Genomic DNA, 15,358 nt, shown 5'->3' on the forward strand with positions numbered 1-15,358 from the left:
GGAGCTGAACCCATGAGCCTGCGCAGCCGACTCTCCACCCCCGACGAGTCGGGCCCCGCCCGCGAGGACGGACACCTCGTCGCCGTCTACCGAGCCAAGCTCCTCGAGGAGATCGACCTCGCGGAGATGTCGAGCCTGGCGGCGGCCGAACGCCGGGTACGCCTCGAGCGCGTGCTCGGCCACATCATCAGCCGTGAGGGCCCGGTCCTGTCCTCCGCCGAGCGCTCCCAGCTGATCCGGCGGGTCGTCGACGAGGCCCTCGGCCTCGGCGTCCTGGAACCGCTGCTCGCCGACGCGTCGATCACCGAGATCATGGTCAACGGGCCGGACTCCATCTTCGTGGAGCGGGCGGGACGGGTCGAACAGCTCCCTCTCCGTTTCGCCTCCCACGACCAGCTGATGCAGACCATCGAGCGCATCGTCTCCACGGTCAACCGCCGCGTCGACGAGTCGAACCCCATGGTCGACGCCCGACTCCCCACCGGCGAGCGCGTCAACGTCATCATTCCGCCGCTCGCCCTCACCGGCCCCACCCTCACCATCCGCCGCTTCCCGCGTGCCTACACCCTCCCCGAACTCATTGATCTCGGCTCGCTCGACGAGCAGATGCTGATGCTGCTCGCGGCCTTCGTGCGGGCCCGCTTCAACGTCATCGTCAGCGGCGGCACCGGCAGCGGGAAGACGACCCTGCTCAACGCCCTCTCCGGCCTGATCCCGTCCCGCGAGCGCATCATCACCATCGAGGACTCGGCCGAACTCCAGCTCCAGCAGGAACACGTCATCCGGCTGGAGTCCCGCCCCCCGAACGTCGAGGGCAAGGGCCATATCACCATCCGCGACCTGGTCCGCAACTCCCTGCGTATGCGACCCGACCGCATCATCGTCGGCGAGGTCCGCGGCGGCGAGACCCTCGACATGCTCCAGGCGATGTCGACCGGTCACGACGGATCCCTGGCCACCGTCCACGCGAACTCCGCCGAGGACGCCCTCATGAGGCTCCAGACCCTCGGCTCGATGTCCGAGGTCCAGATCCCCTTCGAGGCGCTGAAGGACCAGATCAACTCGGCCGTGGACGTCGTCGTCCAGCTCACCCGCCACGCCGACGGCTCCCGCAAGGTCACCGAGATAGCCCTGGTCGTCTCGCACGGCCGCGAACAGTTCCGCGTCGTCCCCGTCACCCGCTTCGTCCCCCGCCCCGCAGGCCCCGACCGTGTCGTACACGGCCGTTTCGAGCACCTTCCGGTGCCGCGCCAGGTCGCCGAGAAGCTGTACGTCGCCAACGAACCGCTGCCGCCCGCGTTCGGCGTGGCCGAGGTCCTCGACGTACTCGACACGAGGCGGGCCATCGGATGACCAACCCCGCCCCCGAAGGGAGGCAGCCATGAACGACCCCGCACTCCTCGCCCTCGGCGCCACCGTGCTGTGCGGCACCCTCGCCGTCGCGGGCGTCCACATGTACGCCTCGGGCCGTGCCCAGCGCCAGGCCCTCGTCGACCGCCTCTCCGGCGGCGGCCCGCTGCGCACCGCGGCCGGCCGCGTACGCCGTTTCGCCGCGATCGACCGCCGACTGCGCCGCACCCGCCTCGGCCGGACGATCCACCTGCGCCTGTCGGCGACGGGCCTGGACGTGACGGCCGGGGAGTTCGCCACGTACGTCACCGCCGTCGTCGTCGCGCTGTGGCTGATCGCCGCGTCGGTGCTGGCCCCCTTCTTCGGTCCGATCGCCGCCCTCGTGGGCGTGTGGAGCGCGGCCATCTTCCTCAACTGGCAGCGCCAGAAACGCATCGAGGCCTTCATCGGCCAACTCCCCGACGTGGCACGCCTGCTGGCCAACGCGACCGCCGCGGGACTGGCCCTGCGGACGGCACTGGCGATGGCGGCGGAGGAGCTCGAAGCCCCCGCGGGCGAGGAACTCGCCCACGTGGCCGACCAGTTGATGCTGGGCCGCACCATCGACGACGCCCTCGGTGAACTCTCCGAGCGCCTCCCGTCCCGTGAGCTGATCGTCCTCGTCACGACCCTGGTCCTCGCCAACAAGGCGGGCGGTTCGGTCGTCAGCTCCCTGCGCAACCTCACCCACACCCTGGAGGACCGCAAGGAGACCCGCCGCGAGGTCCGCACCATGCTCTCCGAGGTCAACGCCACCGCCTTCACGGTCCCGATGCTCGGCCTGGGCTCGTTGCTCCTGATCAACTCCTCGAACGAGGGCGCCCTCGCCCGCGTCACCGGCTCGGGCCTCGGCCAGACCCTCGTACTGATCTCGCTCGGCCTCTACACCGTCGGCTTCTTCGTCATCCGCCGCCTCGGCAAGATCGAAGTCTGAGAGAGGAGGGGTCACGTTGCTCGCGCTGCTGCTCGCCCTCCTGACGGCCGGGGCCGTCGCGGGCGCCCTGCTGGGCATCCGCATGATCCGCGCCGACGCCAAACTCCCGAGCGACCTCGCGCTCGCCCTGGAGGTCGGCGGAACCCGCGTCTCCACGGCCGAGTCCGCCGTCGACCGCCTCGGCATGCGCTTCGCGCCCACGGTCCTGCGCCTGATGGGCCCCCGCCGTGTCGAGGCCAAACGCCGCCGCATCGACATGGCGGGCAATCCCGGCGGCCTGACCCTCAACCGCTACGCCGCCCGCCGCGCGGTGTACGGCGTCTTCGGCGTCGTACTCGGCCTCGTCTTCCTCTCCAACGGCCAGCTCCTGTTCGCCGTGCTCACCCTGGCCTTCGGGCTCGTCGCCGCCGACGCCCTCATCTGGCAGGCCGTCCGCGAACGCAAGGAGGTCATCGACCGCACACTCCCCGACTTCCTCGACGTCCTCGCGGTCGTGGTCTCGGCGGGCCTCGGCTTCCGCCAGGCGCTGGACCGGGTCGCGGAGAAGTACGAGGGCCCCTGGGCGGACGAACTGCGCATCACGCTGCGCCAGATGGACATGGGCGTCAGCCGCCGCCAGGCCTTCGACGAACTGCGCAAGCGCAACTCCTCCGAGCAGGTCGCGCAGTTCGTCTCGGCGCTGCAGCAGGGCGAGGAGCTGGGTTCCCCCATCGCCGAGACCCTCATCCAACTCGCCACGGACATGCGCCGCACGGACGCCCAGAACGCCCGCCGCCGCGCCGCCAAGACCATCCCCAAGGCGACGATGGTGACCCTCGTCTTCATGCTCCCGGCGACGATGATCCTGATCGCCACGGGCATGTTCCTGGGGTCGGGCACGAACTTCGGTTCGATCCTGGGCCGCTGATGACCAGCCGCCGTGCTCCCCTGCCGAGGCCGTCACCGCCCTGGACGCTCCCTCAGTGGCTGTCACAGCCGCCGCCGTGGCTGACCCGGCTGTGGGCGCGGCGGCACCTCGCGAGCACCGAGGACGGCTACCTGGCCGACGACGCCCCGGCCCCCGGCAGCGTCCGCCTCCAGCTCAACGCCCTCCAGGCACTGTGTCGCCAGGCCTTCGGCGTCCGCCTCGCCGCGATCGCGATCGGCGCCCCCTTCGCGATGACCAACGCCGTGAACGGCCCGCCCCGCTACACGGTCCTGGCCGCCGCCGTCCTCGGCGTCATGGGCTCGTACGCCATGCTCAGGGACTGGGAACGGTTCGGCCCCCGCCTCCTCGCGCACCCCGGCCTCATGGCCGTGGACCTGACCTTCGGCGCGGTCCTGCTCCTGACGGCGTCCCCCGCGTCCCCCCTCGCGTACGCGACGGTCTGCACCCCACTTCTGGCGGGCCTGCTGTACGGCTGGCGCGGCTCGGGCATCTTCACCGGCCTGCAGCTGATCGTGCTGGTGACGGTGTACAGGGCCTGGCAACACCACCCGGGATCCGGCGCCAGCACCCTCCTCGTGGCGGGCTTCTGCGTCGGCGCCGGCATCATCGGCGTCACCCTGCGAAACCTGATGTTCCGCTTCGGTACGGCGAGCCAGGCGCTGTCGGAGGCGAACTCCCGCCTGGCCGTCGCCGAGGCGGTGGAGTCCGAACGGGCCCGCCTGGCCCGCGAGATGCACGACTCGGTCGCGAAGACCCTGCACGGCCTGGCCCTGGCGGCCGAGGCCCTCGCCACCTCGGCCGCCGCCGGGGACGCGGCCCCGCACACGCTGGGGCGGCAGGCGACGATGGTCGCGGGCGCGGCCCGCCGGGCGGCCGCGGAGTCCCGCGACCTCCTCTCCGACCTGCGCCGCCACACGGACCTCACGAGTGCGAACACGGACGTCCTGTCCGAACTCGACTCTCGGGTGCGGGCCTTCGAGTCCCGCACGCACCTCCCCACGTCCCTCCACCACCGGGGCGAGCCCCCGGTCCTCCCGTACGCCACCGCCCACCACGTCCTGGCGATCGTGTCCGAGGCGCTGGAGAACGCGCACCGCCACGCGGACGCGACGCGGGTGACGGTGGAACTCGACGTGTCGGAAACCGAGTGCGTCGTACGCGTACGGGACGACGGAGTCGGTCTGCCCCCGCCCGCCGCCCTCGACGACCCGACCCTCGACGACCTGACCAGATCCGGCCACTTCGGGCTGCTCGGCATGGCGGAGCGAGCCGCGTCGCTGGGCGGCCGTATCGACCTGAACCGTTCCCCGCAAGGAGGCGCGGAGATCCACCTGACCCTCCCGCGATCCTCCGCCGTCCCCCACCGTCCCCCCACCCCCCAAGAGGAGGCCGCACATGCCTGACCAGGCACATCCCGGCCCGAACCTCCGTGTGCTCGTGGCCGACGACAACCCGGTCGTCCGGGCCGGCCTGGCCGCGCTGCTCGACGGCCACCCGGAACTCGAGGTCGTCGCGCAGGCGGCCGACGGCGAGGCGGCCATCGCGGCCGCGACCCGACTGCGCCCGGACGTCGTCCTCCTCGACGTCCGCATGCCCGGCACGGACGGCCTGACGGCCCTTCCCGCCCTCTCCCTGCTCGCCCCCGTGATGATGCTGACCTACAGCCGCGAACCCGAGGTCGTGGCCGAGGCGTTGCGGCGGGGCGCGGTCGGCTATCTCGTCCACGGCGAGTTCACGGCCGCCGAACTGATCTCCGCCGTACGGGAGGTACGGCACGCGAAGACGACTGTCCCGGATTCGCTCGGTGTTTCGTACGAACCGAACGATTTCCCTTCGCACCTGCAACTGGTTGTGGGACAGTCGTCGAAGGCCCGGTCCGGCTTCGCGGCGAGGCTCCACCGCCGCGTGCCCAACCGGCTCAACTTCGGCCTGAGTTCACGGGAGGTGGAGGTCATGGATCTCATCGCGTCCGGCATGAGCAATCAGCAGATCGCCGCCGCCTGCTTCATCAGCGAGAAGACCGTCAAGAACCACATCAACCGCATCTTCGCAAAGCTGCACAGTTCCTCGCGCAGCGAAGCGATCGCCCACTGGCTGGGCACGGCACGTGAGGGGTGGAGCCGATGACTCCACCAACGGCAAGTTGGGCCCCTGGGCCCACCCGGAGTAGGCGCGGTCTCACGTACGGTGCTCGGGTCGGTAGTGGTGGCGTCGGGTGGGAGGACAGGGGCCATGGTGACGAGGGACTGGACGCTGAGGGTGGGGGTCCGGGTGGAGACCTGGGCGAAGACCGTCGCCGGTCGGATGCGGGGCCGCGGACGGGACGCCGGCGCGGGTTTCGTGGAGTACGCCGGGTTGATGATCATCATCGCGGGGATCTTCACGCTGATCGACCAGATCGGCCTGGACGGGATGATCTCGGGAGCGATCCGGACGGCAGTCACCCAGGTCACCGGCGGTGGCGGCGGCTGATCCACCCGGCCGGCAGCGACCGAGGACAGACCCTCCCCATCTACATCTGGCTGTCAGGGATTCTTCTCTTCGCTGCGCTCGCCTTCTTCGTGTTCGCCCAAGCAGCGTCCGCCCGGAATGGAGCTCAATCCGCGGCGGACGCTGCGGCGTTGGCGGCCGCACGGGACTCCCGCGACGAGCTGATGACAGGCTTGACGGGGGCCGTGGGCACGAATGACCACTGGCTGGACTGGCTCAAGGGCAACCTGTTCAAAGGCACCGGAGCCGAGGCAGCGGCCGGTCGGCTGGCCGCCGAGAACCACTCGGCCGTGCAGGGTTTTGAACCAATCGCAGTGAACGGATTTCCGGGCTACCGAGTGGATATCGAGACCCAGTACACGGTTGGCAAGTCGATCATTCCTGGCACGGACAAGAGCGCGACGGCCCATGCCATCGCTGTCATCCAACCGCGCTGCGACTTCGATCCGGCCGCGGATCCCAAGAAGCCCGTGGAACTGAACTGCGACGGCCAGACCGTCGACATCGATCCCGGAAAGTTCGATCCGGCCGACCTTCCGGACGCTTCCGTGCTGTTCTCTGTGCATCTGGCCGAGTGAGAGGAAGCCGTACCGATGGATCTCCGGCACACCATGAAGGGTCGACGGGCACTGGCCGCGGTGGCCATCACGACTGGGTTGCTCCTCACGGTGTCCGGTTGCGGCGGGGGAGACGGCGGTGACAAGCCGAGAGGGACTTCGACCTCCCAGTCGAGCAAAGGCGGTGGAAGTAAGCCGCAGGCGTCTTCGACACCGAGTCAGGCGACGGCACTGGCGGAGGTGAAGGGCGGCGACATCACACTCACCGTCACCTCGGCCGTCCGTGACCAGGGTGGCTATGTCACCGTGAGCGGCAAGGTGACCAACGGTGGCGGCCAGTTCTGGATCGCGTCGAACTGGCGTGGTGACGAGCGGGAGTTGAGCGGAAACGGAGCCTCCCTCGCCGGAGCCTCCCTGATCGACAGCAAGGGCAAGAAGAAGTACCTCGTCCTGCGGGACACCCAGGGGCGCTGCCTCTGCACGAAGTTCGACGGCGGTGGAGTGGAGGCGGGCCGGTCGGCCGACTGGTTCGCCCAGTTCCCCGCACCCCCCGCCGACACCACCAACGTCGACTTCCAGGTCGGCTCCATGCCCCCCGCCTCCATCCAGATCTCCGACGGCGAGTGACCATGGCCCTCCCACCCCGTAGCGCCGCGACCACGCTCACGGCCCTCGCCGTACTGGCCGCGCTGAGCCTCACCGGTGGCCCGGCGCGCGCCGACGGCACCGACCCCAGTGCCCCGCCGGGCAGCGTCACCACCTCCCCACCCCCCACCGTCGACCCCACCAGCCCCGGCCTGAAGCTCGCCGACGGCGCCACGCTCGCGCCGGCCAAGGTGTTGGACATCAAGTCGGTCGTCGAGGACCTCGGGGGTGAGGAGCGGCGGGAGGACACGAACTCGGACGTGACGTTCGCGTTGCAGGCCGAGGTGCTGTTCCCCAAGGACAGTTCGAAGCTGAACCCCGACGCCCGTTCCCGTATCCAGGCGATCGCGAACGAGATCAAGAACCAGAAGGCGACGACGGTCAGGGTGTTCGGGTTCACCGACAACCTCGGCTCGTACGCCCACGGCCTGGTCCTCTCCAAGAAGCGCGCGGAGATCGTCCACGACGAACTGGCGGCGGCGCTCGGCTCGACGGACGTCACGTTCGAGGTGCGCGGCTACAGCGAGGACTATCCGATCGCGGACAACACCTCGGAGGAGGGCCGCCGGAAGAACCGCCGGGTGGAGGTGACGTTCCCACGCGGTGCGGTGAACAGTGCCTCCTCGGGTGCCCAGAGCTGAGAACCTGGTGACATGAGAAGAATCGTCCTGATGATGTCGGTGTCCCTGGACGGATTCATCGAGGGACCGAACCGTGAGATCGACTGGCACCGCGTCGACGCGGAGCTGCACCAGCATTTCAACGAGGAGATCAGGAAGCTCGGCGGCCTGCTGGAAGGCCGCGTGACGCACGAGCTGATGGCCGGGTTCTGGCCGACCGCCGACCAGGATCCGGACAGTACGGCCGAGGTGGCCGAGTTCGCGGGGATCTGGCGGGACATCCCCAAGTACGTGTACTCGCGGACGCTGGAGCGGGCCGACTGGAACACCACGATCGTCCGGGACGTCGTACCGGACGAGGTCAGGGCGCTCAAGGAACAGCCCGGCGGGGACCTCGGCCTCGGCGGCGCCGACCTCACGGCCGCGTTCCTGCGGCACGACCTGGTCGACGAGTTCCGGGTGTACGTCCATCCTGTGCTGATCGGCGGCGGCAAACCCCTGTTCCCGGAGTCGCACACCCCGACCGGTCTCCGGTTCGGCGAGTCACGGGCCTTCGGCAACGGGGTCGTACTCCTGCGCTACGAACGCGACAGCACCGCCCCCGCCCCTGCTTCCGCTCCCGCCGACGCGTAAAGGTGTTGTCCGCCAGCCGGGGCATCGGTAGGAAGGCTCCATGACTGTTCTCGGCGTGGTGTTCCGGCCCCAACTGCCCCCCGAGCGTCTGCGGGCCGTCGCGCGCGCGGCGGACGACGTGGGCCTGGAGGAGCTGTGGCTCTGGGAGGACTGCTTCCTCGAAGGGGGCATCTCGGCCGCGGCGGCCGCCCTCGCCTGGACCGAACGGGTCCGGGTCGGCGTGGGCCTGCTGCCCGTCCCGCTGCGCAACGTCGCCGTCACCGCGATGGAGGCCGCGACGCTGCACCGGATGTTCCCGGGGCGCGCGATCCTGGGCGTCGGTCACGGCGTACAGGACTGGATGGGGCAGGTCGGTGCGCGTGCGGAGTCGCCCGTGACGCTGCTGCGCGAGCATCTCGACGCGCTGCGCGCGCTGCTGCGGGGCGAGCGGGTCAGCACGGACGGCCGGTACGTGAAGCTGGACGGCGTCGCCCTCGACTGGCCGCCGGCAGGGGCGCCGGAGGTGCTCGCGGGCGCCGGCGGGCCGCGTTCGCTCCGGCTCTCCGGGGCCGCCGCCGACGGGACCGTCCTCACCGCCGCCACCGGGCCGGAAGGGGTACGGCGGGCACGCCGGCTCATCGACGAGGGGCGGGAGTCGGTGGGCCGGACCGACCACCACCGGGTGGTCGTCTACCTCCACACGGCCACCGGTCCGGACGCGGCGGCCCGGCTGCGCGCCGAGATCGAGGCGAACGGTGAGGATCCGCTGCCGGAGCACGGCGTCGCCGGGGACGCGGGGGCGGTCGCCAAGGCCGTACAGCGTCTCGCGGAGGCGGGTGCCGACACCGTGGTCCTCCAGCCGACCGCCGATGAACCGGACCCCGAGGCCTTCGTACGGTTCGCGGCGGAGGAAGTACGGGCGCTCGTCACGTAGGCCGGAGGTTGTCAGTACCCGCTGCCACACTCGTCGGTATGAGCGATGACGACGTGCGACTGAGGGACGTGGTCGAAGCCGACCTCGACCTGTTCCTGGCCTACGAGCACGATCCCGAGGCGGCCCGGCGGTCGAGGTTCGAGCCCCGGACGCGGGAGGCGTTCGTGTCCCACTGGAGGACCAGGATCCTCGGTGACGACACCGTCCTCGTGCAGACGGTCACCGTGGACGGTGTGCCGGCGGGGAACCTCGTCTCCTGGTGGGACGGCGAGCGGCGCTTCATCGGCTACTGGTTCGGCCGCCCGTACTGGGGCCGGGGGATCGGCACCAAGGCTCTGACCCGCTTCCTCGAACTGGAGAAGAACCGCCCCCTGTACGCCGACCCCTTCACAGGCAACACCGCGTCCATACGCCTCCTGGAACGCCACGGCTTCCAACACCACGACACCATCCACCACGGCGCCGACGACCACACCCTGCTCGTACTCCCTGGGGAGTGAAGGCACGGGCGACGAGCACCCTGGCCGCCTGGCTCCGGAACCCCGTCGCCCGAAGGAAAATCCCTCGTCTCCCCGCCACTCCCTTGAGAAGATCCCCCCATGACCACCACCCGTACCTTCGAAGCCCTCCTGGACGAGGGTGTGGCGGCGCCCGTCGAGGGCTGGGACTTTTCCTGGTTCGAGGGGCGTGCCACCGAGGAGCGGCCCTCTTGGGGGTATGCGCGGGCGATGGGGGAGCGGCTGGCGCGCGCGTCCGCCGCGCTGGACATCCAGACCGGTGGTGGTGAGGTGCTGGCCTCCGCGCCGTCGCTGCCCCCGCTCATCGTCGCCACCGAGGGCTGGCCCCCGAACGTCGCGAAGGCCACCGCCCTGCTGCACCCCCGTGGCGCCGTGGTCGTCGCCTCTCCCGAGGACGCCCCGCTGCCCTTCGCGGACGGCGCCTTCGACCTGGTCACCAGCCGGCACCCGGTCACGACGCACTGGTCCGAGATCGCGCGCGTCCTGCGCCCCGGCGGCACGTACTTCTCCCAGCAGGTCGGCCCGGCGAGCGTCTTCGAACTTGTCGAGTACTTTCTCGGACCGCTGTCGCAGGACGTCAGGAACGGCCGGCACCCGGACCGCGCCCGCGCCGCCGCCGAGGCCGCCGGGCTCGACGTCGTCGACCTGCGCGCGGAGCGGCTGCGCATCGAGTTCCACGACATCGGTGCCGTCGTCCACTTCCTGCGCAAGGTGATCTGGATGGTCCCCGGCTTCACCGTCGACCGGTACCGGACCGAGTTGCGTGCCCTGCACGAGCGGATCGAGGCGAAGGGCCCGTTCGTCGCCCACAGCGCCCGCTTCCTGATCGAGGCGCGCAAGCCGCGTCACCCGTAGGGGAGTGGTGGCTCAGGCGTGCGGGCCCGCCGTCACCCTCCCCACCACCAACTCCGCGCTCGCCTCGAGGATTTCGCCCACCCGTTCCACCTGCTCCGCCAACTCCCGTTCCCGCTTTGCCGTCAGCTCTTCCAACGGCTCCACGGTGACCGTCGTACGCCCTCCCCGGCGCCGCTGGTGCCAGACCCCGGCCACCACACCGTCGACCAGCAGCACGGGGAAGTTCCCGGCCTGACCGCCCGCGAGAGCACGCGCGTACGCCGGCCCGGGGAAGAGCATCTCGCGGGGCCCGGCCGCGATGGCGTACGCGTCGAAGTACGGAAGCAGCCGCACCCCGCGCACCGGCGCCACCGGAAACTCCGTGTCGCCCGCCGCGACCCACGCCGGCCCCTCGAAGTCGACCTCCTCGATGACCCCCGCCCCCGCCAGCGAGGCGAAGAGCTCCGTGGCCCAACCGCGCGGGGCCGCCGCCCACTTGGCGAACCGCCCCGGCGTCGCCGGTCCGTACGCGCGCAGATAGCGCCCTACGAGCAGGGCCAGCCCCTCGTCGGCGGCGAGTGGCTCGAAGTGCGGGGGCCGGGTGTACGTCACCTTGCGGCCCCGGTTCGGGGCGAAGCACAGCGCGCCGCGCTGACCCGCCCGGTGCATGACCTGCCGCCAGCGCGGCCACATGCCCTGGAACGCGGGCGTCACCAGGTCCCCGGCCCAGGACCCGGTGCGTGCCACCACCTCGTCGCTCAGCTCGTCGATGGTCAGCCGCGCGCCGTCCAGGGCGTCCCCGATCGCCGCCACGACCTCGTCCGCCTGCTCCTCGGTGAGCCGGACGGCGGGTGCGAAGGGGCTCCGGCCGGACGGGATCGCCGTCAACGCGGCCGTCCAGAGGGGGAGTTCCGCGGTGGGGAGCAGATGGACGGTGCCGCGCGGTCCGTACGTCTTCACCAGCGAGCGGTCCTCCCAGAGGGCGGCGCGCACGTCTGCCCGCGTGACCCCGTCGGCGCGTACGCCCACGGACACCTCGGCCGCCGACAGGACTTGTGCGTGCGCGCCGAGCATCGCGCCGACGACGTCGGCGACCGGAGTCCCGCCGCGCGCCGGAACGGCCAGGGACTGGCGCTCCATGCGGCGCGCGCTCGCCTCGTTCCATGTGATCTTCAGGGTCATGCGGCGAAGGTAGGAGGGAATGAGGTCAGAACCTGTCCGCTGGAGCGCCCGGGGACCGATTGACCGAAAACACCCTGATGCGACCTGTCATAGCTGAGATGTCCGTCCGCATGACGGACTTCTGCACAGGTTTTCCACATCGTTATCGGGGGTGGGTCGTCTGGGCTGTTCGCCTCACGTAAGTTCAGACCAAGGTAATTCGCGTGAGCAAAGCTGCGCGTGTGGCACCGCGCAGTGGAGGGGGCTGCGCGGTGCTGCGCCCCCATCTGACGCCGCATCACCGGTCGTGCACCGTGACCTGCGTTCCGCGCCGTACGCCCCACCGCTCCATCGCCCCGGCCTCCGCCTCCAGAATGTGGCGGGAGCGTGGACGGGGCCACCCCATGCGCCCCGGCTTCATCGTCCGTACCGCCAGGACGCGGAATTTCCGGTCCACATAGGCGACGTCGATCGCGAACCGCATCCCCAGGGTGTGCACCGCGGCGGCCGGCGAGAGCAGCAGGGCCCCGTCGATCCCGTCGCGCCCCAGCAGTCCACGGCGCCGGGCGCGGGCCGACGCGGCGACCTCCAGCGGCACCGGTGCGGGGATCCCCGGCGTGGTGAGCATGGCCATGGGTGCGAAGTTAGCGGCGCCGTCAAGCGGGCGACACGAAGGCGCGTCACTCTCCCGGAGTACGTGGGGGCGAGTCGGCAGGGAAGGCGCAGTTGGTCGCAAACCCTCCGGATCTCTCCGTTTGCCTCTCCATTCCCTTTGAATCCGCTGTGATTCGGCCATGATCAAGCCCTGAATGAGAGGTTCCGGGGCCACCGTGGCGTCGTCGTCCGGTTTCGGAGAGTAGTTGTGGCACGCCGATGCACGCAGCATCACTTACGAAGGGTTATGGTGGAAACCCCCCCTCGGGCCGGTCCGTCTCCCCCCCACGGACCGGCCCGTTTTTTGTGCCCCCACGCCCCACCCCACCACCGCCTCGGCCTGCGCCCCCGTGCGCCCCCCTGACCCCGGCGACCGGCCTTGGTGACGCAGCGCCCCCACCCCGTTCACCGGTATCGACGCGGCGCCGCCGCTTTCCGCCACCATGATCGACCGGACAGGCCCTTGCCGGGCCGTTGGTTTCTCGGGGGTAGGCTTCGCCCCCGGGGACCGTCATATGGACAGGGGTTGCGCTGAGCGAGGCCGCTCTGCCGCGCCCGTCCGATCCGCACGGAGGGGCTGACAACACGTGAACCTGCGGGACAACCTGCGCCGGCTGCTGCTCAGGTTCTACACGCGCAGGGTGGAGGGCCACCTCGACCACGACCAGGTGCCCAAGCACATCGGCGTCATCATGGACGGCAACCGGCGCTGGGCGAAGGCGGCGGGCAGCACGGCCGCCCAGGGGCACCGTGCCGGTGCCGACAAGATCGAGGAGTTCCTCGGCTGGTGCTCGGAGACCGACGTCGAGGTCGTCACCCTCTGGCTGCTGTCGACGGACAACTTCGACCGCCCCGAGGACGAGCTCGTCCCCCTGCTCGGCATCATCGAGGGCGTCGTACGCACCCTCGCCGCCGACGGCCGCTGGCGGGTGCACCACGTGGGCACGCCGGACATCCTGCCCTCCCAGATGCAGACCGCGCTGAAGGAGGCCGAGGAGACCACCGCGCACGTCGACGGGATACTGGTCAACGTCGCCATCGGCTACGGCGGCCGCCAGGAGATCGCCGACGCCGTGCGCTCCATGCTCCTCGACGCCGCCGACAAGGGCTCCTCGATCGAGGACATCGCCGAGTCGGTGGACATCGACCTCATCGGCAAGCATCTCTATACGAGTGACCAGCCCGACCCCGACCTGGTGATCCGTACCAGCGGCGAGCAGCGGCTGTCCGGATTCATGCTGTGGCAGACCGCCCATTCGGAGTACTACTTCTGCGAAGTCTTCTGGCCGGCGTTCCGCAAGGTCGACTTCCTGCGCGCCCTGCGCGACTACGCGGCGCGACACCGCCGCTACGGAGGCTGACCCAGAGGGGTGCGAGGGGTGCGCGTCATCCGGAGTTAACGAACGCGTGGTCACATGCTCTTGCATGGCCGCGCATGTTCGAGGGCATAAGCCATGCAGGTCGACGCCCGAACCACGGGTGTCGTATCTCAGCGGACGGCACGGGGCCGTCCGCCCGGGAGGCCCTTTGCACCAGCCCGACCGTGCGGTCAGTACGGACGAGACGGAGGGCCGGTCTCCGGCCCGCGCAATGCGGCCAGGACCGGTCCAGCTCCTCTCCGTCGCTCCCCGACCTCATCCGAGGGGGTACGTCCTTCCGTGGTGACCAGCACAAAGCGCCACAAGCCCGACCGGCGCACCTATGTTCTCGACACCAGCGTCCTGCTGGCCGACCCGAACGCCCTGAGCCGCTTCGACGAGCACGAGGTCGTGCTTCCGATCGTCGTGGTGACGGAACTGGAGGCCAAGAGGCACCATCCGGAACTCGGCTACTTCGCCCGGCAGGCCCTGCGCCTGCTCGACGAATTCCGGGTGCGGCACGGCCGCCTCGACTCCCCCATCCCGATCGGGGACCTCGGCGGGACCGTACGCGTCGAGCTCAACCACTCGGACCCCAGCGTCCTGCCCAGCGGGTACCGCCTGGGGGACAACGACTCCCGCATCCTCGCGGTCGCCCGCAACCTGCAGGCCGAGGGGTACGACGTCACCGTCGTCTCGAAGGACCTGCCGCTCAGGATCAAGGCCTCGTCCGTCGGCCTCCTCGCCGAGGAGTACCGCGCGGAACTGGCCATCACGGGCTCCTCCGGCTGGACCGGAATGTCCGAACTGACCCTGTCCGGCGAGCAGGTGGACATCCTCTTCGAGGAGGGACACGCGTACGTCCCCGAAGCGGCCGACCTGCCGGTGCACACCGGTCTGACGATCCAGTCGGAGCGCGGCAAGGCCCTGGGCCGTGTCACCTCCGAGGGCAACGTCCGGCTGGTGCGCGGCGATCGGGAGGCCTTCGGCATCAAGGGCCGCAGCGCCGAGCAGCGCATCGCGCTCGATCTGCTGCTCGACCCGGACATCGGGATCGTGTCGATGGGCGGCCGGGCCGGCACCGGCAAGTCCGCGCTCGCGCTCTGCGCGGGTCTGGAGGCCGTGCTCGAGCGGCGCCAGCACCAGAAGGTGATGGTCTTCCGGCCGCTGTACGCGGTGGGCGGGCAGGAGCTCGGCTATCTGCCCGGCTCCGAGTCCGAGAAGATGAGCCCCTGGGCGCAGGCGGTCTTCGACACGCTGTCGGCCGTCACCTCGCGCGAGGTCATCGAGGAGGTCACCGCGCGCGGCATGCTGGAGGTCCTGCCGCTCACCCACATCCGCGGCCGCTCCCTGCACGACGCCTTCGTGATCGTGGACGAGGCCCAGTCACTGGAACGGAACGTGCTGCTGACCGTTCTGTCCCGCATCGGCGCCAACTCGCGGGTGGTTCTCACCCATGACGTGGCACAGCGGGACAATCTGCGCGTCGGCCGCTACGACGGCGTGGTCGCCGTCGTGGAGAAGCTGAAGGGTCATCCGCTCTTCGCGCACGTGACGTTGAACCGCTCCGAGAGGTCCCAGATCGCGGCGCTCGTGACCGAAATGCTGGAGGACGGACAGATCTGACCCACCTGGTTCCATCTGGTTCCCTATGGCTCTGTCTGACTCCGTCTGGAGTCACCTGGTCCCATCTGGATCCATCTGGCACCACTTGACCCGGTTGG

At 70.4% G+C, this 15,358-nt stretch carries 17 protein-coding genes; 15 read left to right on the forward strand and 2 right to left on the reverse strand.

Annotation, left to right across the window (positions count from 1 at the left end; genetic code table 11):
* Positions 1 to 12: 12 nt before the first annotated feature.
* The 13 genes from FNV62_RS32335 (at position 13) to FNV62_RS32395 (ending at position 10,482) form a co-directional block, all read left to right on the forward strand.
* The gene (locus tag FNV62_RS32335) at positions 13 to 1,353 is read left to right on the forward strand and encodes a CpaF family protein (RefSeq protein WP_060901399.1); all 1,341 of its coding nucleotides are present in this window, start codon (positions 13 to 15) and stop codon (positions 1,351 to 1,353) included.
* 28 nt (positions 1,354 to 1,381) lie between these two features.
* Positions 1,382 to 2,323 (forward strand): type II secretion system F family protein, encoded by a 942-nt coding sequence (locus FNV62_RS32340; RefSeq protein WP_054234988.1) that lies wholly within the window; start codon positions 1,382 to 1,384, stop codon positions 2,321 to 2,323.
* A 16-nt stretch (positions 2,324 to 2,339) separates the two neighbouring features.
* Positions 2,340 to 3,230 carry a DUF5936 domain-containing protein gene (locus FNV62_RS32345; RefSeq protein ID WP_060901398.1) on the forward strand — a complete coding sequence of 297 codons (891 nt, stop codon included), beginning with the start codon at positions 2,340 to 2,342 and terminating at the stop codon, positions 3,228 to 3,230.
* Positions 3,230 to 4,654 (forward strand): sensor histidine kinase, encoded by a 1,425-nt coding sequence (locus FNV62_RS32350; protein ID WP_143627934.1) that lies wholly within the window; start codon positions 3,230 to 3,232, stop codon positions 4,652 to 4,654. The genes FNV62_RS32345 and FNV62_RS32350 overlap by 1 nt, the downstream gene beginning before the upstream one ends.
* Positions 4,647 to 5,378: a response regulator gene (locus FNV62_RS32355; protein ID WP_143627936.1), complete on the forward strand. Its 732-nt coding sequence runs from the start codon at positions 4,647 to 4,649 to the stop codon at positions 5,376 to 5,378. Before FNV62_RS32350 ends, FNV62_RS32355 begins: the two co-directional genes overlap by 8 nt.
* A 105-nt stretch (positions 5,379 to 5,483) precedes the next feature.
* Positions 5,484 to 5,723 carry a hypothetical protein gene (locus FNV62_RS32360; RefSeq protein WP_143602788.1) on the forward strand — a complete coding sequence of 80 codons (240 nt, stop codon included), beginning with the start codon at positions 5,484 to 5,486 and terminating at the stop codon, positions 5,721 to 5,723.
* 59 nt (positions 5,724 to 5,782) lie between these two features.
* Complete coding sequence (locus FNV62_RS32365) at positions 5,783 to 6,319, forward strand: pilus assembly protein TadG-related protein (RefSeq protein ID WP_240361518.1); 537 nt, start codon at positions 5,783 to 5,785, stop codon at positions 6,317 to 6,319.
* A gap of 15 nt (positions 6,320 to 6,334) precedes the next feature.
* A complete protein-coding gene (locus FNV62_RS32370; protein WP_143627938.1) occupies positions 6,335 to 6,925 on the forward strand; it encodes a hypothetical protein in 591 nt (196 codons plus the stop codon).
* A 2-nt stretch (positions 6,926 to 6,927) separates the two neighbouring features.
* Entirely contained in the window at positions 6,928 to 7,584 is a 657-nt protein-coding gene (locus FNV62_RS32375; RefSeq protein WP_143627940.1) for an OmpA family protein, read from the forward strand.
* A gap of 12 nt (positions 7,585 to 7,596) precedes the next feature.
* Entirely contained in the window at positions 7,597 to 8,196 is a 600-nt protein-coding gene (locus FNV62_RS32380; protein WP_143627942.1) for a dihydrofolate reductase family protein, read from the forward strand.
* Positions 8,197 to 8,236: 40 nt separating this feature from the next.
* The gene (locus FNV62_RS32385) at positions 8,237 to 9,109 is read left to right on the forward strand and encodes an LLM class flavin-dependent oxidoreductase (RefSeq protein WP_143627944.1); all 873 of its coding nucleotides are present in this window, start codon (positions 8,237 to 8,239) and stop codon (positions 9,107 to 9,109) included.
* Between the two features lie 38 nt (positions 9,110 to 9,147).
* Positions 9,148 to 9,609, forward strand: a complete 462-nt coding sequence (locus FNV62_RS32390; protein ID WP_143627946.1) for a GNAT family N-acetyltransferase — start codon at positions 9,148 to 9,150, stop codon at positions 9,607 to 9,609.
* 99 nt (positions 9,610 to 9,708) lie between these two features.
* The gene (locus tag FNV62_RS32395; protein ID WP_143627948.1) at positions 9,709 to 10,482 is read left to right on the forward strand and encodes a class I SAM-dependent methyltransferase; all 774 of its coding nucleotides are present in this window, start codon (positions 9,709 to 9,711) and stop codon (positions 10,480 to 10,482) included.
* 12 nt (positions 10,483 to 10,494) lie between these two features.
* On the opposite strand, the gene FNV62_RS32400 is transcribed toward FNV62_RS32395, so the two are convergent.
* Positions 10,495 to 11,643: a winged helix DNA-binding domain-containing protein gene (locus FNV62_RS32400; RefSeq protein WP_143627949.1), complete on the reverse strand. Its 1,149-nt coding sequence runs from the start codon at positions 11,641 to 11,643 to the stop codon at positions 10,495 to 10,497.
* Between the two features lie 277 nt (positions 11,644 to 11,920).
* Complete coding sequence (locus tag FNV62_RS32405; RefSeq protein WP_097286086.1) at positions 11,921 to 12,256, reverse strand: DUF192 domain-containing protein; 336 nt, start codon at positions 12,254 to 12,256, stop codon at positions 11,921 to 11,923.
* Positions 12,257 to 12,863: 607 nt separating this feature from the next.
* Here FNV62_RS32405 and FNV62_RS32410 point away from each other — a divergent pair.
* Together FNV62_RS32410 and FNV62_RS32415 are read left to right on the forward strand one after the other, a co-directional pair.
* On the forward strand, positions 12,864 to 13,637 hold the full coding sequence (locus FNV62_RS32410; protein ID WP_054235000.1) for an isoprenyl transferase: 774 nt from the start codon (positions 12,864 to 12,866) through the stop codon (positions 13,635 to 13,637).
* Positions 13,638 to 13,934: 297 nt separating this feature from the next.
* Positions 13,935 to 15,260, forward strand: a complete 1,326-nt coding sequence (locus tag FNV62_RS32415; RefSeq protein WP_054235001.1) for a PhoH family protein — start codon at positions 13,935 to 13,937, stop codon at positions 15,258 to 15,260.
* Positions 15,261 to 15,358 lie beyond the last annotated feature (98 nt).

The sequence above is a fragment of the Streptomyces sp. RLB3-17 genome (assembly GCF_007113425.2).
Taxonomy (GTDB): domain Bacteria; phylum Actinomycetota; class Actinomycetes; order Streptomycetales; family Streptomycetaceae; genus Streptomyces; species Streptomyces mirabilis_D.

Coding starts and splice junctions, on each gene's coding strand:
- FNV62_RS32335 (WP_060901399.1), top strand. CDS start 13: ATGAGCCTGCGCAGCCGACTCTCCACCCCCGACGAGTCGGGCCCCGCC.
- FNV62_RS32340 (WP_054234988.1), top strand. CDS start 1,382: ATGAACGACCCCGCACTCCTCGCCCTCGGCGCCACCGTGCTGTGCGGC.
- FNV62_RS32350 (WP_143627934.1), top strand. CDS start 3,230: ATGACCAGCCGCCGTGCTCCCCTGCCGAGGCCGTCACCGCCCTGGACG.
- FNV62_RS32355 (WP_143627936.1), top strand. CDS start 4,647: ATGCCTGACCAGGCACATCCCGGCCCGAACCTCCGTGTGCTCGTGGCC.
- FNV62_RS32360 (WP_143602788.1), top strand. CDS start 5,484: ATGGTGACGAGGGACTGGACGCTGAGGGTGGGGGTCCGGGTGGAGACC.
- FNV62_RS32370 (WP_143627938.1), top strand. CDS start 6,335: ATGGATCTCCGGCACACCATGAAGGGTCGACGGGCACTGGCCGCGGTG.
- FNV62_RS32375 (WP_143627940.1), top strand. CDS start 6,928: ATGGCCCTCCCACCCCGTAGCGCCGCGACCACGCTCACGGCCCTCGCC.
- FNV62_RS32380 (WP_143627942.1), top strand. CDS start 7,597: ATGAGAAGAATCGTCCTGATGATGTCGGTGTCCCTGGACGGATTCATC.
- FNV62_RS32385 (WP_143627944.1), top strand. CDS start 8,237: ATGACTGTTCTCGGCGTGGTGTTCCGGCCCCAACTGCCCCCCGAGCGT.
- FNV62_RS32390 (WP_143627946.1), top strand. CDS start 9,148: ATGAGCGATGACGACGTGCGACTGAGGGACGTGGTCGAAGCCGACCTC.
- FNV62_RS32395 (WP_143627948.1), top strand. CDS start 9,709: ATGACCACCACCCGTACCTTCGAAGCCCTCCTGGACGAGGGTGTGGCG.
- FNV62_RS32400 (WP_143627949.1), bottom strand. CDS start 11,643: ATGACCCTGAAGATCACATGGAACGAGGCGAGCGCGCGCCGCATGGAG.
- FNV62_RS32405 (WP_097286086.1), bottom strand. CDS start 12,256: ATGGCCATGCTCACCACGCCGGGGATCCCCGCACCGGTGCCGCTGGAG.